18 protein-coding genes are annotated in these 21,022 nt (G+C 46.1%); 5 read left to right on the top strand and 13 right to left on the bottom strand.

Annotated features, from left to right (window positions below; genetic code table 11):
• The first annotated feature begins 39 nt into the window (after nt 1-39).
• Entirely contained in the window at nt 40-210 is a 171-nt protein-coding gene (locus tag ABIE50_RS07165; RefSeq protein WP_312847214.1) for a DUF6728 family protein, read from the top strand.
• Here the strand turns inward: ABIE50_RS07165 and lpxB are convergent.
• From lpxB to metG, 7 genes are all read right to left on the bottom strand, one after another.
• Nucleotides 207-1,310, bottom strand: coding sequence for a lipid-A-disaccharide synthase (gene lpxB, locus ABIE50_RS07160; RefSeq protein WP_209866808.1), 1,104 nt, complete (start codon nt 1,308-1,310; stop codon nt 207-209). The genes ABIE50_RS07165 and lpxB overlap by 4 nt on opposite strands.
• A 16-nt stretch (nt 1,311-1,326) precedes the next feature.
• Nucleotides 1,327-1,629 carry a hypothetical protein gene (locus ABIE50_RS07155; protein WP_079469450.1) on the bottom strand — a complete coding sequence of 101 codons (303 nt, stop codon included), beginning with the start codon at nt 1,627-1,629 and terminating at the stop codon, nt 1,327-1,329.
• Nucleotides 1,630-1,660: 31 nt separating this feature from the next.
• A complete protein-coding gene (gene surE / locus ABIE50_RS07150; protein WP_209866806.1) occupies nt 1,661-2,440 on the bottom strand; it encodes a 5'/3'-nucleotidase SurE in 780 nt (259 codons plus the stop codon).
• A gap of 84 nt (nt 2,441-2,524) precedes the next feature.
• Complete coding sequence (locus ABIE50_RS07145) at nt 2,525-3,301, bottom strand: ABC transporter permease (RefSeq protein ID WP_209866804.1); 777 nt, start codon at nt 3,299-3,301, stop codon at nt 2,525-2,527.
• Nucleotides 3,298-4,194 carry an ABC transporter ATP-binding protein gene (locus tag ABIE50_RS07140; RefSeq protein WP_209866802.1) on the bottom strand — a complete coding sequence of 299 codons (897 nt, stop codon included), beginning with the start codon at nt 4,192-4,194 and terminating at the stop codon, nt 3,298-3,300. Before ABIE50_RS07140 ends, ABIE50_RS07145 begins: the two co-directional genes overlap by 4 nt.
• A gap of 97 nt (nt 4,195-4,291) precedes the next feature.
• The gene (locus tag ABIE50_RS07135; RefSeq protein WP_209866801.1) at nt 4,292-6,691 is read right to left on the bottom strand and encodes a 3-hydroxyacyl-CoA dehydrogenase/enoyl-CoA hydratase family protein; all 2,400 of its coding nucleotides are present in this window, start codon (nt 6,689-6,691) and stop codon (nt 4,292-4,294) included.
• Between the two features lie 526 nt (nt 6,692-7,217).
• On the bottom strand, nt 7,218-9,356 hold the full coding sequence (gene metG / locus ABIE50_RS07130) for a methionine--tRNA ligase (protein ID WP_209866798.1): 2,139 nt from the start codon (nt 9,354-9,356) through the stop codon (nt 7,218-7,220).
• A 156-nt stretch (nt 9,357-9,512) separates the two neighbouring features.
• Here metG and ABIE50_RS07125 point away from each other — a divergent pair, with 156 nt between their 5' ends.
• Nucleotides 9,513-10,397 carry a S66 peptidase family protein gene (locus tag ABIE50_RS07125; protein WP_354027907.1) on the top strand — a complete coding sequence of 295 codons (885 nt, stop codon included), beginning with the start codon at nt 9,513-9,515 and terminating at the stop codon, nt 10,395-10,397.
• A 235-nt stretch (nt 10,398-10,632) separates the two neighbouring features.
• On the opposite strand, the gene ABIE50_RS07120 is transcribed toward ABIE50_RS07125, so the two are convergent.
• Together ABIE50_RS07120 and ABIE50_RS07115 are read right to left on the bottom strand one after the other, a co-directional pair.
• Entirely contained in the window at nt 10,633-11,445 is an 813-nt protein-coding gene (locus ABIE50_RS07120) for a HesA/MoeB/ThiF family protein (protein WP_209866789.1), read from the bottom strand.
• A gap of 5 nt (nt 11,446-11,450) precedes the next feature.
• The gene (locus ABIE50_RS07115) at nt 11,451-12,830 is read right to left on the bottom strand and encodes a sensor histidine kinase (protein WP_260607343.1); all 1,380 of its coding nucleotides are present in this window, start codon (nt 12,828-12,830) and stop codon (nt 11,451-11,453) included.
• A gap of 443 nt (nt 12,831-13,273) precedes the next feature.
• Between ABIE50_RS07115 and ABIE50_RS07110 the strand changes: the two genes are divergently transcribed.
• Complete coding sequence (locus ABIE50_RS07110) at nt 13,274-13,825, top strand: YqgE/AlgH family protein (protein WP_142683808.1); 552 nt, start codon at nt 13,274-13,276, stop codon at nt 13,823-13,825.
• A 494-nt stretch (nt 13,826-14,319) separates the two neighbouring features.
• Here ABIE50_RS07110 and atpC read toward each other — a convergent pair whose 3' ends face one another.
• A complete protein-coding gene (gene atpC / locus ABIE50_RS07105; protein WP_142683809.1) occupies nt 14,320-14,577 on the bottom strand; it encodes an ATP synthase F1 subunit epsilon in 258 nt (85 codons plus the stop codon).
• Between the two features lie 59 nt (nt 14,578-14,636).
• A complete protein-coding gene (gene atpD / locus ABIE50_RS07100; protein WP_209866788.1) occupies nt 14,637-16,139 on the bottom strand; it encodes a F0F1 ATP synthase subunit beta in 1,503 nt (500 codons plus the stop codon).
• Nucleotides 16,140-16,480: 341 nt separating this feature from the next.
• Between atpD and ABIE50_RS07095 the strand changes: the two genes are divergently transcribed.
• On the top strand, nt 16,481-17,707 hold the full coding sequence (locus ABIE50_RS07095) for a purple acid phosphatase family protein (RefSeq protein WP_209866786.1): 1,227 nt from the start codon (nt 16,481-16,483) through the stop codon (nt 17,705-17,707).
• Nucleotides 17,708-18,237: 530 nt separating this feature from the next.
• Entirely contained in the window at nt 18,238-19,740 is a 1,503-nt protein-coding gene (locus tag ABIE50_RS07090; protein WP_209866784.1) for a DUF6600 domain-containing protein, read from the top strand.
• Between the two features lie 97 nt (nt 19,741-19,837).
• On the opposite strand, the gene ABIE50_RS07085 is transcribed toward ABIE50_RS07090, so the two are convergent.
• Together ABIE50_RS07085 and ABIE50_RS07080 are read right to left on the bottom strand one after the other, a co-directional pair.
• Nucleotides 19,838-20,350, bottom strand: coding sequence for a GNAT family N-acetyltransferase (locus ABIE50_RS07085; RefSeq protein ID WP_209866782.1), 513 nt, complete (start codon nt 20,348-20,350; stop codon nt 19,838-19,840).
• Between the two features lie 38 nt (nt 20,351-20,388).
• On the bottom strand, nt 20,389-21,009 hold the full coding sequence (locus ABIE50_RS07080; RefSeq protein ID WP_209866780.1) for a hypothetical protein: 621 nt from the start codon (nt 21,007-21,009) through the stop codon (nt 20,389-20,391).
• Between the last annotated feature and the right edge of the window lie 13 nt (nt 21,010-21,022).

The raw sequence follows: 21,022 nt of genomic DNA, 5'->3' as shown, positions 1-21,022 counted from the left end.
AAGGACCAAAAATAGCATTGATTTTTCGATCTTTGGGAGATGAAAAGTATCTGGAAACAAATATTGAGGTACCTGTATATAGGCAAAAAAGATCCCAATGCACCAAAAACACGTTACGTGGCCATGATGCACGGGATGAACAGAATTTCCCTGTTACTTTTTATAATCGCCATTATCATTATGGTGATCAGGCTTATCAGGAGACACTAGGCAACTGCGTATTCGTAGATCACTTCCGCAGCGCGGCGGGAAGCATCTTTCTCGCCCAGTTTATGCCACAGTTCCGCATAGTCTTTCATGACGCGGCTCCTGGCAGCTTCATCGTTCAGTAACGCATTTAATTCCTTCAACAGGTTTTCTTCTGTAAGATCGTGCTGGATCAGTTCTTTCACCACCAGTTTATCCATTACCAGGTTTACCAGGGAAATATATTTTACTTTGATGAGGTGTTTTGCGAAGAAGTAAGAAATAGGATTTCCTTTGTAACATACTACTTCAGGAACGCCGAACAAAGCTGTTTCCAGTGTAGCGGTTCCGGAAGTAACCAGTGCAGCTTTTGCCTGTCGCAATAGCTTATAGGTTTGTCCTTTTACCATGGATACATTGGGATGCTGCCCGGTGAGGCTTTCCAGGAAATGATCATCCAAACTGGGCGCCTGTGCCACTACAAACTGGTACTGCGGGAAATGTTTGGCCATAGTGAGCATAATAGGCAGCTTTACACTTACTTCCTGTTTACGGCTACCCGGCAGCACAGCTATAACCGGTTTATCTGATAAAGGGGCATCTGTAGGCTGTTCTTTGGCCGCTTTAATTACTTCTACCAAAGGGTGTCCTACATACTCTGTTACATAATTCCATTTATGATAAAACTCCGGTTCAAAAGGAAGGATGCACAACATCTTGTCTACATATTGCCGGAGCTTTTTCACCCGGTTTTCTTTCCAGGCCCACACCTGCGGGGAGATATAATACACAATTTTAAAACCCTGCTGCTTTCCCCATTCGGCGATGCGCATATTAAACCCGGGGTAATCTACCAGTACCAGCACATCGGGCTTAAAAGCGGTAATATCTTTTTTACAGATCTCTATATTCTTTAAGATAGTGCGCAGGTTCATCACCACTTCCACGAAACCCATAAAGGCCAGTTCCTTGTAATGCTTTACCACTTTGGCTCCTGCAGCTTCCATCAGGTCGCCCCCCCAACTGCGTATATCCGCAGACGTATCTAATTGTCTTAATTGTTTTACAAGATTACCGCCATGCAAATCACCTGACGCTTCTCCTGCAATAATGTAATATTTCAATATTGTCTGATTAAAATTATCTGATCAGTTTAAGTAATAATATGCCAATGGCATACAGCATGGTCATCAGGAATATACCTTTGGCAGTAATATCCAGCCGTTTCCTTGTGTACAGGAAAAACACCAGTCCGTTCAGTAACAGGCAGATGCTGGTAAGCTTCGGGATCATCTGCTTATTATCTTTCAGGATACCGAGGAATTGTCCCAGCCCCACATTGTTATGCGGTTTGATAACAAAGAAATAGTACAGGAAAAACGCGAACAGGGGTGTTAAAAACCCCAGTAAAATTCCTAACGGAAGATTGTCTTTTTTTAACATACTGTAATTATAATGGCGATATAACGAATGTTCACAGATCTTTCCAGTCTTCTTCCAGCTTCTTTTTCAATGTATAATTAGTCAGATCAAACTGCACCGGTACAATAGAGGCATAGTTATTATCCAATGCCCATACATCCGTATCCTGTCCGTTATCGCGGTTTTTAAATTCTCCTGTGAGCCAGTAGTATTTTTTACCATGCGGATCCCGGCGCTCATCAAATTCCTCTACCCATTTAGCATCAGCCTGACGGCATATCTTCAGTCCTTTAAATTCCTTTTCACTTACTATCGGGATATTCACATTAAACAAGGTACCCGGGGGCAGGTCGGATGCCAGCATTTTTTTAGTGACCTCCTGCGCCACTTTTTTGGGCAGCGAAAAGTCTGCATCATAGCTGTATTCCAGGAAGGAGAAGCCTACAGAGGGAATACCTTCAATAGCTGCTTCCATGGCTGCCGACATTGTACCGGAATAGATCACATTGATAGAGTGATTGGCGCCGTGGTTGATACCGCTTACACAGATATCTGCTTTTTTACCATGCAGGATCTTATCACGGGCCAGCTTTACACAATCTACCGGTGTGCCTGAGCACTGCCATGCCTCTATCCCATCAAAGATATCCACCTTTTCCAGACGCAGCGGAATACCGATGGTAATGGCGTGCCCCTTGCCCGATTGGGGACTGTCGGGTGCTACCACTACTACTTTGCCTAAAGGTTTCACTGCTTCTATCAACGCCCGTATACCCGGCGCCGTGATGCCATCATCGTTTGTTACCAGTATGATCCGCTCTTGTTTTGCCATAATTCACCTTTTAGCTTTACTCAACAAATTTAAGCTCTCTGCTAAACATTTCGCTTTAAAAGAATGTGAAATATATGGATATTTCTACAGATCGGATTTTAATATTTTCCTGAAAACCAGGTAGATGCCTAAAGCGATGTAGGCAATCATGGCCGTTATGTATACAGAGGTTTCATACTGATCGCTGGCAGACACCATTTTACCTACCAGCGGAAACGGCAGCAATTCATCGCCGCTTTGCAGCGGCAGCAAGCCTCCTACCGGCCCTATGTATCTTTTCACGAGAAAAGACAACAGCTGATCCAGCATCATATTGTAGGCAATAAACAGCACAATAGCAAGCCCCGCCCGCTTTACCAGCACGCTTATCAACAGGGCAATGATAAGCATCACATTAAACTGCAGGAAGTAATACAGCATGTACTGGTATCCTTCCAGGCTAAAAGGCTTATTGCCGTATATAACTCCTATCAGAGTGGCGCTGATGGTAGCCACTACCAATGTGAGCACAGAGATAGCTGCCAGCCAGAATAACTTTGCGTATACAAACTGACTCCTCTCCCATCCGTCAATTACGTTCTGGCGATTGGTGCGGTAAGTGTATTCATTGGTTACCAGTATGATCAGCAACAGCCCAAACAATATGGAAATATAACTGTTCATGGAAGCCATGGTGAGCCACACTTCCGGGAAGCTGAAGGGATTGCCAAACATTTTGCTCACCTGTTCCAGGTTTTCGCTGAACTTATCGGCCACCATGAAATTGCCTGCGGGAATAATCACCAGCGCCAGCAGCAGCATTACCCAAAATGTGCGGTAACTCTTTACTTTGAGCCATTCGGTATAGATGATCTGTTTCATGATGCGCTGATGTTAGTGATTTCCAGGAATGCGGTTTCAAGACTTTTCTTACGGAGCTGCAGGTAGCCGAGCCAGATGCCCTGCTCTGCACAATAATTGTTGATAGCCGCAGGATTGGGTAGTTCTGCAAACGAAGCCTTCACGATACTACCCTGTATAATGGCGCCCGTACAACCCGGGTACCTCAGCATTACCGCGCAGAGCGCGGGAAGATCCGCCGCGGCCATTTCTACGAAATCGTTCCGGCTGATCACTGTATCTACGGGCCCCGACAACAATAATTTACCGCTTCTTAAAATGGCCACATGCGTGCATACCTTTTCCACTTCATCGAGCAGGTGACTGGCCAGGATAATGGTTTTGCCACTATCTGCCAGTTTGCGCACCAGTTCCCTCACTTCGGCAATGCCAGAGGGATCGAGGCCGTTGGTAGGTTCATCAAGGATCAATACGTCCGGATCACCGAGCAGTACAGCGGCAATGGCCAACCGCTGTTTCATACCCAGCGAATAGGTTTTAAAAGCAGAGTGCTGCCGTTGCGTGAGGCCACAGATTTCCAGTACCCTTGCAATGTCGTCTTTACCGCGTTGTTTAATAGCAGCGGATATCTCCAGGTTTTTATATGCGCTGAGATAGTGATAGAAATTAGGCGTTTCCAGCAGCGTACCTATCTGCCGGCGTTCTGCGGCAGAAGGAACCCTGTCGAAAAGAGTGAAACTGCCTGTATCCGGCCTGAGCACATCGGTAACGATACCCAGCAGGGTGGTTTTACCGCTGCCGTTAGGCCCAAGGATACCGAACACGCTACCAGCCGGCACATCAAAGGATACACCTGACAATGCCTGTACGGCTCCATATCTTTTGGAAATATTCTGTAAGGATAGAATTGGCACGGGAATTAATCTAAAAAGATGAAAATAAAAGGGAAATGCAGCGAATGATCTTATGGCTAATCTTCACTACATTTCCCATACATTGAAATAACAGTTTTTAATTTCGTACCGGTTTGCCGGTTTTGATCACGCTTTGTAAGCGTTCCAGCGTTTTGCGTTCACCGCACAAACTCAGGAAGGCTTCCCTTTCGAGATCCAGCAGGTATTGTTCGCTTACAAAAGAAGCTTCTGTAAGATCCCCGCCACACATTACATAAGCCAGTTTATTGGCCACTTTCTGATCATGTTCTGAAATATAGTTACCGAACTTCATGGCGTATACGCCAGCCAGTAAGGCTCCTAAAGCACCGCGGCCCATTACTTTGATATCTGTTCTTTCCACGGGGCGGGTGTATCCTTCGTCGGCCAGCGCTATTACGCTGCGTTTGGCATCGGCGATGAGGCGGCTGAGGTTCATGGTTACTTCATCATGTCCTTTTTTCAGTACGCCCATATCAAACCCTTCAAAACCGGAAGTGGCCACTTTAGCGGTGGCAACGGTCATAAAATAATCTTTCAGGGGCTCTTCTTCTATACGCCCTTCTTTGAATTCCAGGCTGGCGCGGAGCGTCATTTCCTTGGTGCCACCGCCGCCGGGAATCAGGCCCACGCCCAGCTCCACCAGCCCTATATAGGTTTCGGCCGCAGCCTGTACTTTATCCGCATGCAGGCACATTTCACAACCACCGCCCAAAGTAAGCGCATGTGGCGCCACCACTACCGGTACGGAGGAATAACGGAGACGCATAGTGCTGCGCTGGAAAAGGCGCACGGCCATGTCCAGTTCATCATATTCCTGTTCTGCCGCCAGCATAAAGATCATACCCACATTGGCGCCGGCAGAAAAGTTAGTGCCTTCGTTGCCTACTACCAGTCCTCGAAAGTCTTTCTCAGCGCGGTCTACCGCCTTATTCAAACCTTCCAGCACTTCCCCGCCAATGGTATTCATTTTTGTTTTCCAGTCGAAACAAACTACGCCATCGCCTATATCAATAAGACTGCAGGCACTGTTTTTCCAGATTATATTATTGGAGAAGTTTTCCAGGATAATGAACTGTCCTTCCCCGGGTAATGATTTATAGGCCTGCGTACTTATATCGTAATATAATTTCTTGCCGTTATCTGCTTTGTAGAAGCTGTTGATGCCTTTTGTCAGCATATCTTTTACCCATTGAGCCACGGTGAGCCCTTTGGCTTCAATAAGTTTTACGGATGCTTCCACACCGAGCAGGTCCCAGGTTTCAAAGGGACCAATTTCCCAGCCGAAACCCGCCTTCATAGCGTCGTCTACTTTATAGAGGTCGTCTGCTATCTCAGGGATGCGGTGTGATACATAAGAGAAAAGGAAGGCATGGAACTGCTGGTAGAATTCACCGGCTTTGTCTGAAGCTCCCGCCAGTGCTTTAATACGTTGTTTCAGGTCTTCAATGGGTTTGGCAGCATCAATGCTGGAAAATTTTGCCCGTTGCTTGGGGCCGTATTCCATTGTTTGAAGGTTCAGCGTAAGAATTTCCTTGCTGCCGCCTTCGCCTTTTGTTTTCTTATAAAATCCCTGGCCTGTTTTATCTCCCAGCCAGTTGTTCTCCACTACTTTCTGGAGGAATGGAGGTATTTTAAAGATGCCGATGGCTTCATCCTGCGGGCAGTTTTCCATCACGCCTTTGGCAACTTTCACCAGGGTGTCTATTCCTACCACATCGGCGGTGCGGAACGTCGCGGATTTGGGACGGCCTATTACCGGGCCGGTGAGTGCGTCAATTTCGTCGATGCCCAGGCCCATTTCCTGCATGATGTGAAAAATGGCCATGATAGAGAATACACCTACCCTGTTGGCGATGAATGCCGGGGTATCTTTACACAGTACGGTTGTTTTTCCGAGGAAAAGATCACCGTAGTGCATGAGGAAATCAACCACGGCGGGATCTGTATGTGGTGTTGGAATTATTTCGAGTAAACGGAGATAGCGGGGTGGGTTAAAGAAGTGGGTACCGCAGAAATGTTTTTGAAAATCTTCGCTGCGGCCTTCCGTCATCAGGTGTATGGGGATACCGGAAGTGTTGGAGGTAATGAGTGTACCCGGTTTCCGGAATTGTTCCACCTGGGTAAACACGCTTTTCTTCACATCCAGGTTTTCCACCACTACTTCAATGATCCAGTCTGCATCCGCCAGGCGTTTCATATCATCAGTAAAGTTGCCTGTTTTAATGCGTTTGATCACATCTTTGGTAAAAACGGGCGAAGGGTTGGATTTAACAGCTGCCTGCAGTGCCTCGTTTACAATCCGGTTCTTCACGGCCGGATGATCCAGTGGCAGGTTCTTTTTCTTTTCCGCCTCATTGAGTTCCTTTGGCGCTATGTCCAGCAGTAACACCTGTACGCCTATACCTGCAAAATGACAGGCGATCCTTGATCCCATTACCCCCGAACCTAAAACGGCTACTTTGTTGATGTGTCTCATTGCTTTGGCTTTTAGCTGTCGGCTTACGCGGAGCTTCCAGCATTTGTAACTTAAATTTACCGATCCCTGAATTTAGCATTTTTTGGAGTTCCACCATCAGGGGACATACGATTTCTGTAATACTTTTTTGTAAAGGCGGTTAAAATGGGCAGGAGCTTAACAATTTGAGGGATATTTCAGGTGCAGGGAGATAAACATATAATAATCCACATATAAAAATAAAGCCGATACAAAATTGTACCGGCGATCGCCTTCAGCGATGCGGATTTTGTCTGACTCAGGATTAAACTGATTAAGCTGATTTGATTACTTTGGATTTTTAAAGATTAAGGGAGATAAAAGCGAATATATACTCGCTTTTATCTCCCTTAATCTTTTCTTTGTCATTGCTTTCTTTGTCATTGCTTTGCACCCGGTGTACACCTGCTTTACACTTGCTTGCACACGGCGTATCCGTTGCTGTATACATTGAGGTGATGCGGAGGGAAGGTGGACTTGATCGGGAATCAAGCTACCCTGGCTGGTTTCAGCTTACTCCACTGCCTGGCTTTACCGCTTCAGCGGGGTTCACGAAAATAAGCTTCCCGTTATCTTCTGCCATGAGGATCATGCCCTGGCTTTCAATGCCGCGCATTTTGCGGGGGGCCAGGTTGGCCACCAGGGTTACCTGTTTGCCTACAATATCTTCCGGGTTGAAGTGCATGGCGATACCGGAAACAACAGTACGTTGTTCTGTGCCGATGTCTACCAGCAATTTAAGTAACTTATCTGCCTTGGCTACTTTCTCCGCCTGCAGGATGGTGCCTACACGCAGGTCAAGCTTGGCAAAATCATCGTATTGAATTTCGGGTTTTGCAGGGGCCGGTGGTGTTTCCTCCACAACAGGAGCCGCTGCTGCAGCTGCATCCATCGCCTGTTTTAAACCGGCATGGAGTTTTTCCACCTGTGCAGTGACCTGCTCATTTTCCACCTGTTTGAACAGCAGTTCCGGCGGACGCAGGGAATAGCCTACACTCAGCAGTTTGTCGCTGCCTGCATTGTCCCATTCGAGCATACGGTCTACCACCTTCAGCATGTGACAGATCTTTTTAGCTGTAAACGGCAGGAACGGATGAGAGAAGATGGCCAGGTTAGCGGTCATCTGCAATGCGATGTGCAGGCAGATGTTGATACGTCCCTGTAAGTAAGCCATATCCTTTTCTTCGTATTGCGGGTATTTCGAATGCTGTTCCCCTGCCTTCAGCTTATCAAGTACACTGGCCAGGATCCAGGGCTCATTCTTCTGGAGGTACTGGTTGCCTTTACGCGCAAATTCAATCACTTCAGACAATGCTTCCCGGAAGCGGTAAGTTTCGATACTGGTTTCTATCTTCTCTTTTGCCAGGGCAAATTCTTTCAGTATTTCCGTGTCGCCGTCGTTGATGAACTCCGGATGTAACGGCGGCACTTTCCCTCCGCACAGTTTATGCATCAGCACCATGGCGCGGTTCACGAAGTTGCCAAATACGGCTACCAGCTCGCTGTTATTCCGGTCCTGGAAATCTTTCCAGGTGAAGTCGTTGTCTTTTGTTTCCGGAGCAGTAGCGCATAATACATAGCGCAGCACATCCTGCTGATCAGGAAAGTCCTGGATATAATCATTTACCCAAACTGCCCAGTTACGGGAGGTAGATACTTTTTCTCCCTCAATATTAAGGAATTCGTTGGCCGGTACATTATCGGGCAATACAAATCCGCCGTGCGCCTTCAGCATGGCGGGGAAAATGATACAGTGGAAAACGATGTTGTCTTTACCAATGAAGTGTACCAGCTTGGTATCGTCTTTACACCAGTAGTCAGCCCAGTTTTCGGTCAGTTCCTTTGTAGCGGAGATATAACCAATAGGTGCATCAAACCATACATACAATACTTTCCCGTCTGCATCTGGCAGGGGTACTTTGATACCCCAGTTGCTGTCGCGGGTCATAGCGCGACTTTGCAGGCCGCTGTCCAGCCAGCTTTTGCACTGACCGTATACGTTATTCTTCCACTCTTTATGCCCGTCAATGATATACTCCTTCAGCCACGGCTCATAATTCTGCAGTGGCATGTACCAGTGTTTGGTTTTCTTTTTCACCAGTGGCGCATTGCTCAGTGCGGAATGCGGGTTAATCAGTTCGTCGGGGCTGAGGGTTCTGCCGCAGCGCTCACACTGGTCGCCATATGCTTTATCGTTACCGCAGTTGGGGCAGGTGCCTATAATGTACCTGTCTGCCAGGAACATTTCCTTTTCCGGGTCAAAAAACTGTTCGCTTTCTTTTTCCTCAAACAAGCCATCGTTGTACATCTTCAGGAAAAAATCCTGCGAGGTCTGATGGTGTACAGGGGCACTGGTACGGGCAAAAATGTCGAAGGAAATACCCATTGCAGCAAAGCTGTCGCCAATCACTTTGTGGTATTTATCTACCACATCCTGGGGGCTTACTCCTTCCTTCATTGCTTTGATGGTGATGGGAACTCCGTGCTCATCTGTACCGCAAACAAACTTTACATCTGCTTTCTTTGCGCGTAAATAACGTACGTAAATATCTGCAGGCAGATAGCAGCCGGCAAGGTGTCCGATGTGCACCGGGCCATTGGCATACGGTAATGCCGCAGTTATTAAATATCTATTAAATTTTGCCATATTCTCTTAACGAATGCTTAAATAAACTTTAAATCGATGATTGTTTTTGGAATCACCATAACAATTTATCACCTTAGTCGGCGAAAAAAGAATGAATTTACGCTAACTAATCTGCAAAGGTAAACAAAAGGAACAATGGTAAAAATTCCGCCATATTTGAAAAAAGGTGATCTGATCGGAATTACCTGCTCCAGCAGCAAAATGGATCTGCAGGCGGCGGAGTATGCACGTGGCGTACTCACTTCCTGGGGGTACCGGGTGCATCTGGGGATTACTGTGGGAACCAGCTTTCACAATTTCTCCGCACCGGACGAGCTGCGGCTGGAAGAGCTGCAGGATATGCTAAACGATCCTGAAATAAAAGCGATTATATTTGGCCGTGGTGGTTATGGCATGGTGTGCATCATAGATAAACTGGATTTCACTCGTTTCAGGAAGCACCCCAAATGGCTTTGCGGCTACAGCGATATTACTACACTGCATGCGCATGTACAAAGGCGTTTAGGCATTGCCACACTGCATTCCATGATGTGCAGCGGTATTACTCCCGCTACAGTTGACAATGAATATACCGAAAGTCTGGCGGCAGCATTGCGGGGCAAAACCTACCGTTATTCCGCACCGGCACATCCGCTGAACAGGGAAGGAAGGGCCACCGGCATACTGGTGGGCGGTAATTTGTCTATCCTCGCCAACCTTTCAGGTACACCATCACAGATCAATACAAAAGGAAAGATCCTGCTGCTGGAAGATATCGGTGAATACCGGTATAATGTGGACCGTATGATGTATAACCTGAAACGCGCCGGTTGGCTGGATAACCTGGCCGGGCTTGTGGTAGGCGCTTTCACAGATGGTCAGGAAACGGATACGCCTTTCGGGCAGTCGGAGTATGAAATTATCAGCAACCTCGTTAAAGATTACGACTTCCCCGTTTGCTTTGGCTTTCCCAGTGGGCACCAGGCGGAGAACTACTCCCTTAAACTGGGCGTGAAGCATGAACTGAAAATAGGCGCCAAAACGGTACTTGCGGAAGTTTAATGCAGCGGAGGGGATCGCCTTCGGCGATTTAAATTGTCCTGGAGCAGGATTACGCTGATTATACTGATTAGTTTGATTTTGTTTTTTATTTATTTTTTATAAAAGATTAAGGGAGATATAAGCTGATTCGCTTTTATCTCCCTTAATCTTTTATAAAAACTAGAATCAAACTAATCAGTATAATCAGCGTAATCCTGCTCCAAGACAATTTCCCCGCCGAAGGCGGGCAGTATCCTTAGTCCTCCACATCGGGGACTATTTCCAGACCATATTCTTCTGCGGTGAGAACACCGGCTGCACGGGTGCTGTCAATCAACGCGGTGTCGGGTTGCAGGTCGTGCACGATGGTTTGGTTATGCAGGTAGTCGATACCATAAAATTTACCGGCAATACCCAGCGGAACACCGATCAGGTATTTGATCACTTCGCAAACGATCTGGGTGCCGAGGGCGCCGTGAGTAGCTCCGAGGGCGCCTGCATCGAAATTGCGGTATTCTTCCGTAAGTGGTAATGCACAACGGTAAGAAGCGGAGGTGGTGCCATCCGGCAAAGGCATATTAAAACCGGCGAACCACGCCATCCAGTTATGCACTTCCCCGGTAATAAACGGTTTATTATGTACCAGGCAGGCATCGTTGATCACCAGGTGGGTAGGCAGGTGCTGGGTACAGTCGATCACCAGGTCAAATCCCACCAGCATCATGTTAATGCTTTCAGGTTTTACCTGCATGAGAATGGGATAATGTTTTGTATACGGGTTGACTGCCCACAACCGGCTGGCTGCCATTTTCGCTTTGTGTTTGCGGATATCCTGCATCTGATAAATAGGCTGCCGATGCATGTCTTCATCATTGATCACTCCATAATCTGCAATGCCGATCACTCCTACCCCGCTGGCGCTGAGATATTGTACCACCGGGCTTCCGAGCCCGCCGGCGCCTACTACCAGTACGCGGGCTTCTTTCAGTTTTTCCTGCATGGTGATGCCCAGGCCCGGAACTGCAATAGGATTTTTAAAATGCTGTATTTCTTTTTCACTCAGTATCATATGCTTTAGCCTTTATCTAATTCCTGTGGAAATTCGAGGGTAAATTTACTGCCTTTACCTACCACGCTTTCCACTTTAATTTTTCCCTTATGTGCATCTACAATGGCTTTAACATAAGTAAGCCCAAGGCCGAAACCTTTCACGTTATGTACATTGCCGGTATGTGCGCGGTAAAACTTTTCAAAGATACGTGAAATAGTATCGCGGCTCATACCGATACCGTTGTCGGCAATCACGATGAACAGGCTTTTACGGGTATTATAAGTTTGAATCCTTATCTCCAGCTGATCATTGGAATATTTGATCGCGTTATCCATCAGGTTGAAGATGAGGTTGGAGAAGTGAACATCGTCTGCCATAATAACGGGATTGATGGCATCCAGCTGGAGGCTTACCGAGCCGTTCTTTGCAGCCAGCTGCAGCTGCAGGTTGTTGGCGGTATTTTCAATCACCTGGTGTACATCTGTAGCCTGCAGTTTCAGCGCTATTTCATCTTTCTCCAGGAGGGCAGACTGCAGGATGCTTTCTACCTGTTTGTTCATCCGTTTATTTTCTTCCTTGATGATGCCGGAGAAATACTGGATTTTTTCCGGTTTTGACATGACTTTCTCATTCCTGATAGCGTCGATGGCCAGTGAAATAGTAGCCAGCGGTGTTTTCAGTTCATGGGTCATGTTATTGATAAAATCGGATTTGATTTCCGAAAGTTTTTTCTGATTCAGCAGGGTGCGGATGGTAAGCGCAAAAGCGGTAATAATGATCATGGTGAACAGTACACCTCCGGAGATCATGATCCCTAACTGTTTGGCAATAGAATCATCGGCAGGCATAACAATCATCAGCCGTTCCACTCTTGGGCTGAAATCAGTTTGTTCAGTAAGATTGATTACCTGTACTTTATAGTCGTTGAGCCTCTTCAGGCTGTCTTCCTGGCTTTTCTGGTACATCTGCACAAAGCCGGCAGATTGCATCTTGATATTGGCCAGATCGGATCCGGGCACTATCCCAAGAATGGCGAACTCAAAGTTGGTGGAATCGAGGTGATTTTTCCTCATATTGGACTGGATACAACGCCTCACTTCCTGCACGGTAAAAAAGTCGCTCACTGCCGGTGGCTGGTAAGGCACGCGGTTAATATCCAGGCTGAATCCTTTTGTAGTAGCCGGTGGCTCTTTGGCGTCCAGTTTAAACATCACTGCAGCCTGCCGGCGGTACATCATGTCGTTGTATACATCCTGGGTCATATTGATAGCGCGCTGAAAAAGCTGCTCCTGTTTGATGAGAACAGCACTTCTGATCCAACTGACCTGAATATAGATAATGCCTAACAGTGACAGTGTGATCAGTACAACGATAACGGGGAAAATCTTCTTCAGTGGTATCATGTAAGTTTTTATCAGGCTTTAATTATCTCAAAGATAAGTGCATAGAAATATTAAAATATGTTAAAAAAGATGTTTGCTATAGCAACTATGATACAAAATTCCAGGCCGTATCCTGCCTCTGTGCGTTATTTTCGCAATACAATATCACTTTAACGTAATTTTAACTGGGTATTGCTGATTTTATTATTGCTTCTTTCCTTACCTTTGCTTCAGAATCTGGTACTAATTTTGATTAGTTAAGGATCATAACAAAGTAATTAAACTTTCTACATACATCGATGTGGATTCGTTCCATAAGCGATTTAGATTTTGGTTGATAAAATGGTAAGGAGGTTTTCTAGCCTCCTTTTTTATTTTCCCTACTTTTTTTCCTCCTTATTTTCTTTTTTCTTTACTATTCAATCATTTAGTTAAATTTGAACAGGCTATAAAATTGTTTGTCTATGGTAACTTTGTCGCCCGGCATTTTGCTGATAGCTGATCCATTTTTGAAAGATCCGAATTTTGCGCGCGCGGTAGTACTTCTTTGTGAATACCAGGAAAAAGGCAGTTTTGGTTTTGTAATTAACAAGTTGTTTGATCAAACGCTTAGTGATCTTGTGCCGGAGGTATTGATCACTAATATTCCTGTTTACTATGGAGGCCCTGTACAAACGGATACCATTCATTTTGTGCACCGGCACCCGGAGCTGATCAGCGGCGGGCAGGAGATATTGCCTGGGGTGTTCTGGGGAGGTAAATTTGACCAGGTGGTGAATGCTATCAATAAGGGTTTACTGGAGCCCAACAGGGTAAAGTTCTTTATTGGTTATTCCGGCTGGACCGAAGGGCAGCTGGATGAGGAGGTGAAGGACAAATCCTGGATCTTGTCTGACAGCGATACTTCCCTGATATTTGAGCGCAGAGAGCAGCAAATATGGCAGCAATCCCTTAAAAATCTTGGCAGTACCTTTGCCATGATGGCAAACTACCCAATTGATCCTTCCTTAAATTAATGGTAATATTCTGAAAAAGAACAACATGGGCTGGGGCCGTTATTTAAAGTGAAAAATGAACAGGATGAATGCTGTTTATTTAAAACAAATTAAATATCTTGCTAAAGTAATTGGCAGGTCAAACCAGCTACATAGCCCGTTTTCAGGTAAGTAAATAACCGATAAGATACACCTATGAAGGCAAAACCCATGAAATTTTTTGCTCCTTCTATAGACCGATACCAGAATTTTACCTGATCACTAACTGATTATCGTCAAAGGCATATTCATTAGGTAATATATACAGCCTTGATAGGGTTGTCTATTGATGTACATGTAGTTACTGCGGATGTCTCGTATAGCCGTACCGGTAATGTATTGTACATAATGAATAGAGAGGAAATCCCGGTGGGCAATCCTGTCCTTCACCGGGTCATCTAAGATTGGAATAGTTAGGACAAAACGAAGGCCGGGTATTCTTACCCGGCCCGGTTATTATATTTTTGCTGGTATGCTTATTTTTCCACTGCTACAGCGCCTTCTACGAGTACGGTAGCCTTATTGCGCAACACTTCCACAAATCCGCCGCTGATGGTAAAAAACTCGGAGTGAGCTTTATCTTTCAGCACTTTCATTTTACCATTTCCGAGGGCTGCAATTAATGGCGCATGTTTATCCAGTATTTCAAAAGAACCGTCAATGCCCGGCAGCTGTACTCCGTACACTTCTCCGGCATATATTTTTCTTTCAGGTGTTAATACTTCTAATAGCATGTTATGATCGTAAATGGTGAAGGGTAATGATCCCGGCAATACCGGGATCATTGACTTAATTAGTTATTCGCTGCTTCCAGTAATTTCTTACCTTTTTCAATAGCTGCTTCGATGTTACCTACCAGGTTGAAAGCTGCTTCCGGATACTCATCTACTTCACCGTCCATGATCATGTTAAAGCCACGGATAGTTTCTTCGATGGGCACCAGTACGCCTTTCAGACCGGTAAACTGTTCTGCTACGTGGAAAGGTTGTGACAGGAAACGCTGTACACGACGTGCACGGGATACTGTCAGCTTATCTTCGTCGCTCAGTTCATCCAGACCGAGGATGGCGATGATATCCTGGAGCTCTTTATAACGTTGCAGGATCATTTTCACGCGTTGTGCACAGTTATAGTGAGCTTCACCTACGATAGCCGGTGTGAGGATACGGGAGGTAGAGTCCAGCGGGCTCACAGCAGGATAGATACCAAGATCGGAGATCTTACGATCCAATACGGTGGTAGCATCCAGGTGGGAGAAGGTTGTTGCCGGAGCCGGATCCGTTAAGTCATCCGCAGGTACGTAAACCGCCTGTACGGAAGTGATGGAACCATTTTTAGTGGAGGTGATACGTTCCTGCATCAGACCCATTTCAGTAGCCAGTGTTGGCTGATAGCCCACCGCAGAAGGCATACGGCCTAACAGTGCGGATACTTCAGAACCTGCCTGTGTGAAACGGAAGATGTTATCTACGAAGAAGAGGATATCTCTACCACCACCTGCGGAACCATCTCCATCACGGAAATATTCTGCCAGTGTTAAACCGGACAGGGCTACACGCGCACGTGCTCCCGGTGGTTCGTTCATCTGACCAAACACAAACGTAGCCTGTGATTGTTTCAGTAATTCTTTATCTACAGCGGCAACATCCCAGTCGCCGTGTTCCATTGATTCTTTAAACTTATCGCCGTACTTAACGATGTTCGCTTCGATCATTTCGCGCATCAGGTCGTTCCCTTCACGGGTACGCTCACCGACGCCGGCGAATACAGACAAACCTTCGTAACCTTTTGCGATGTTGTTGATCAGTTCCTGGATCAATACTGTTTTACCTACACCGGCACCACCGAACAAACCGATCTTACCACCTTTTGCATATGGCTCGATGAGGTCGATTACCTTAATACCAGTGAACAGTACTTCTGTTTCAGTAGCGAGATCTTCAAATTTAGGCGGTTCACGGTGAATCGGGTAACCGTTTGAAGCATCAACATCACCCAAGCCGTCAATTGCTTCACCTACCACATTGAACAAACGTCCTTTAACCTGGTCGCCAATTGGCATTTTAATAGGCGCGCCTTTATCAACTACGGTCATGCCACGAACCATACCGTCTGTAGAGTCCATCGCCACTGTACGAACACTGTCTTCACCCAGGTGCTGCTGTACTTCCAATACTACTTTCTGACCATTTTCGCGGGTAATTTCCAATGCGCTGTAGATTTCGGGCAATTTGTCATCAAAGTGCACGTCCACCACGGGACCGATTATTTGTTTGATCTTACCTGTGTTAGGCATATTTTTAAAGAGGTTTATAAAAATACTAAAATGTAATAGTTCAAAAACGGCAGCAATTTATAGCGTACAGTTCCCAAATTTGCCGCAAAGGTAATAGTTAATGGATGAAAATCAAAACGCTAACGACGAAAAAAAACCTTTTCCCACCGCATTTTTCACCGATTTTATCATTAATAAAGTTTTATGCCCCGGCAATGTAAAGCGCAGTCTATCAAATTATATTTTTTCATTATTCATAAATAACGTGAAGCTACAGGCGCCATTCATATAAAAATAGCTTTCTTTTCTTAATTCCTTTGCTATTTTTAGCCGCTATCCTGATATATACATAATATACAAATATGATAAAGTCAAACAGTGAACAATCCAGGAGATCATTCCTGGGCAACCTTTCCAAAGCAGGATTACTGGGCATCACCGGCATTGTACCGGCTGCGGCCAAAGCGGCTATACTTCCGGGAACTACCCCTACGGCAGGGCCTGAGCATGCCTTCCTCTGTAAACCTTATCTTCAGTATCCCGGGCCGCATACCATTTCAGTGATGTGGCTTACCAGCCGTCCCTGCTACAGCTGGGTGGAATACGGAACAGATGGCCAGCTGAATAAAAAGGCTCACCGCGTTACAAACGGGCTGGTAGATGCCAATAACCGCCTGCACCGCATAGAACTGGAACAGCTGGAGCCCGGAAAAAAGTACAGTTACAAGGTTTGCTCAAAAGATATTGTGTCGTTTGAACCTTATAAGCTTACCTATGGCGATACCATAGAAAGCGCCACCTATACCTTTACCGCGCCCGATCCGCAGAAAAAGGAAGTTTCCTGGGTGATTATCAACGACATCCACGACCGTCCTGCTTCTATTCCCCACCTGATGAAGCTGAACGGCAACGACCCTTACGATTTCGTGTTTTTTAACGGAGATGTATTCGATTACCAATCAGACGAGCAACAGATCATTGACCATATGCTCACTCCCTGCGGCGATACCTTTTCCACGCAAACGCCGTTCATGTATGTACGGGGCAACCATGAAACCCGCGGGAAATACGCCAGGGAATGGCACCAGTACTTCGACAATCCCGGCCACAACAATTATTTCACTTTTAACATAGGCCCTGTGTCGGCCATTGTACTGGACACAGGAGAAGATAAGGAAGACGGGCACCCGGTATATGCAGGCATCGTTGATTTTGATGCCTACCGCGAGCAACAGGCGCGCTGGCTGGAGCAACAACTGCAAAGTCCTGCTTTCAGAAAGGCAAAGCATAAAGTTGTAATGATGCATATTCCGCATTACCATTCCGGCGACTGGCACGGCGTGAAACATTGCCGCGAGATGTTTGGCAGCCTGTTCAACAAACATAAAATTGATATCCTTATTTGCGGCCATACCCACAAATATGGCGTATATGCGCCTGTAAAAGGAGAGCATGAATACCCGCTTATTATTGGCGGCGGACCAAAAGATGGTTATCGTACACTGATAAAAATAAAAGCCGATCAGCAGAAACTGGTGCTCACCATGCTGAAAGATGACGGCACTAAAGTGGGCGAATACACCGTGTAAGTACAAAATGCCGGGGTGAGAGCTCCGGCATTTTACTTCGGCACATCAGTGCCTCTACTGCCCCGCATCGCCCCAAAATTATCATTTCCTTCTTATCCCTCTCCCCGCCTGCGTTTATACATGTTATCCTGTACATGAAACATTACTGTGAAACACACTAAACGTAACGACTGTACGACAAGATCCCAGTTAAAAGCTAAGCATATATCAATGCAACCGATGGAATATTACAGGAATGTTTTATTATTCCATATATGCTTCTGTTATCCGCTGGAACGCAAGCTATTACAGCGATTACGAATTTGGAACCATTTTTGTCTGATAGCATATATAGCGCTGTAACTGCAGCAAAGCGCGTTATAAAAATTTTAACATAATCCTTTAACAATTTAAAATGATTCCGCCTTCTAATACTTTTTCACAAACCATTTAAAAATGCTTGTTGATATAAAGACAATCTTTACAAAGCATTCATTACATCTCCAGGGTCTTACAAAAAACAATACCTACAGGACTAAAAAACAGGAGTTATGAACAGTTTATTAAAACATACAGGAATATCACTTTTATTTTTGGGCTTTTTCGTCAGCAGTTGTGCATCTACATATGCACCGGCATACGATGATCAATATGGCTCTTCCTATGCCAGCGGACCGCAGGTACAGGTGGGCGGATCTATTTCCTTTTACGACGAATTGAGCCCTTATGGCCGCTGGGCAAGCTACCCCGGGTACGACCGGGTGTGGATCCCTAATGCAGGGCCAGACTTCAGGCCTTACTATACAAACGGGCACTGGGTATACACCGACTACGGCTGGACCTGGGCATCTGATTTCGCATGGGGTTGGGCAGCGTTCCACTATGGTCGCTGGTTATATGACGACTTCCAGGGATGGATGTGGGTACCAGGCTACGACTGGGCACCGGCATGGGTAAGCTGGAGATCCGGCGGCGACTACTATGGATGGGCGCCAATGGGGCCACAGTATACTTATAATGCACCAGCCAATTATTGGGCGTTTGTACCACGACAGTACATTAACAGCCCACGGATCAATAACTACTATGTTAATAACAGCAGGAATGTAACTATTATCAACAACACCACTGTTATCAATAACACCAATAATTACGGTGGCAGAAGAGTATATGCCGGCCCGAGTGCCAACGAGGTACAACGTTATTCAGGCCAGGCTATACGCCCTGTGAGAGTGGAAAACACCAGCAGACCAATTGGTGGCAGGGTTGAAAATAACCAGTTACGTATTTACCGCCCGGATGCTGCCGCTATCCAGAGAGGACGTGAGATAGACCGTACAAGACCGGTACAACCAATAAATAACAATAATAACAACCGTCCCGGCCGTGTTACACCCGGAAATACTGTTACCCAACCGGGCAACAACAATAATAATGGAGGTAACAGGGTACGCCCCGGTGAAGTGAATCAGCCGGCCAATAACAATACCGGTAATAACTTCCCTGGTAACAATAACGGAAGGGTGAGAACAGGTACTACACAACCGGTGAATCCGGCTAATAACAATAATAATCCAGGCAACTTTAACAGGCCATCGAGAATAACACCAGACAGAACTGCCGAACAACAACAGATACAACAGCAACAACAGCAGCAGAGAATTCAGCAGCAGCAACAACAGCAACAGCAAAGGGTTCAAAGAGAACAACAACAGCAACAAGACCAACAAAGGATACAGCAGCAACAACAGCAGCAAAGGGTGAGAGAACAACAGCAACAGCAACAACAGCAGAGGATACAACAACAGCAACAAAGGGTACAAAGAGAACAACAGCAACAACAACAACAGCAAAGGATACAACAGCAGCAACAGCAACAGCAAAGGATACAACAGCAGCAACAGCAACAGCAAAGGATACAACAGCAACAACAGCAGAGAGTAAGGGAACAACAGCAACAACAGCAACAGCAAAGAATACAGCAACAACAACAGCAGCAGCAAAGGCAACCACAGGAAAGACAGCAGGGTGAACGTCCTTCACGTGTAGGATAAACCACCTTTGGATATATGACGAAAGTACGGATGATAACAGCGGCAAAGATGTTTGTGAGATTACATCATTAATGCCCTGGATATTATCCGTACTTTTTTATTTATTATAAACGTATTTATATAACCGGTCCCTTACAGTTTGAAAAGTGGCCGTACCTGGCGATAATCCCTTTTGCATCAGGCGCAATTCCAATGGCGGATATTGAGGATAATATGAAGGCTGGTGATAAGGCTCTGTAAATGCCTGGTAACCGAGCCGCTCATAAAAGCCAATTCTACGTATAGCCTGCTCCGTTACCGGCGGTTCCACTTCCAGTACAATCCCTCCCAGCTCAGCTTCCATCAGCAACATTACCTGCGTGCCTGCACCACCTCCCCTCGCTCCGGGGTGAATGGCAAAATGCTCTATAAAACTGAAACCGGGAAGACGCCAGAAAAATATAAAGCCCGCGAATGTATCGTCATTTACAATATGCAGTAACCGTAACTTTCCTGACGCTATCAGCATCAATTGCTGATCCCAGGGCCTTCTTTCCTCTTCTGGGAAAGCTTCTTCATATAAATTCTTTATCGCTTCACTGGCGATGGTAGTAGGTATTAGCCGGATCATGCGGTGAAGTTACTGATTATCCCGTGTGGTACAGGTGGCTATTCGGTTGCATTTTTCACGGATGGCACACATTCGTACGGATCCGGATTACCTGCGGGAACGGGCTTATCAGCCGCCCAGCAGAAGTTCATCGGCTGACTGGTAATACTCACCAGTTTTACAGCTACCTTGCTGCCTTTGCGGCTGTTGGAGGCGGCAATGCTGCGGGTGCCTTTCCCGGGGATATTGGTGATGGTGTATCTTTCCGTTTTAAAAACCTCGTTGTTGTTACGCATATAGGATACACTGACAACCACATTATCAAGCGCATATTCCGTTTGATTTCTCACAATAATGTCCAGATCTTTGATCCCGCCAAGCAGCCCGGTGCGGTAATCCCCGGCGGTAACGGCGATAAATTGCTGCCAATTCCGGCGGTAATACGCCCTGCGCTCAATAAACTGGCCGGCTACCCGCTGACGGAGCTCCTGGTGGTTGGTAATTTGCTGAGACACGGCCCCGGACTGGTCAAGGTTTTTACGTAGATCGCGGTTCTCGTTCCACAGGCGCTGGTTTTCAGACAGTACTTTACGGACATAACGTTGCTGCTGGCAGTACCCCAGGCTGAATACCACAATAAGCAGGAACAGGATAGCGGGATAAATGTAGCTTCTTTTCATACCGGGGAAAGAA

This window comes from Chitinophaga sp. OAE865 (genome assembly GCF_040546735.1).
Lineage (GTDB): Bacteria > Bacteroidota > Bacteroidia > Chitinophagales > Chitinophagaceae > Chitinophaga > Chitinophaga polysaccharea_A.
This window is presented reverse-complemented; position numbering and strand designations above follow the sequence as displayed.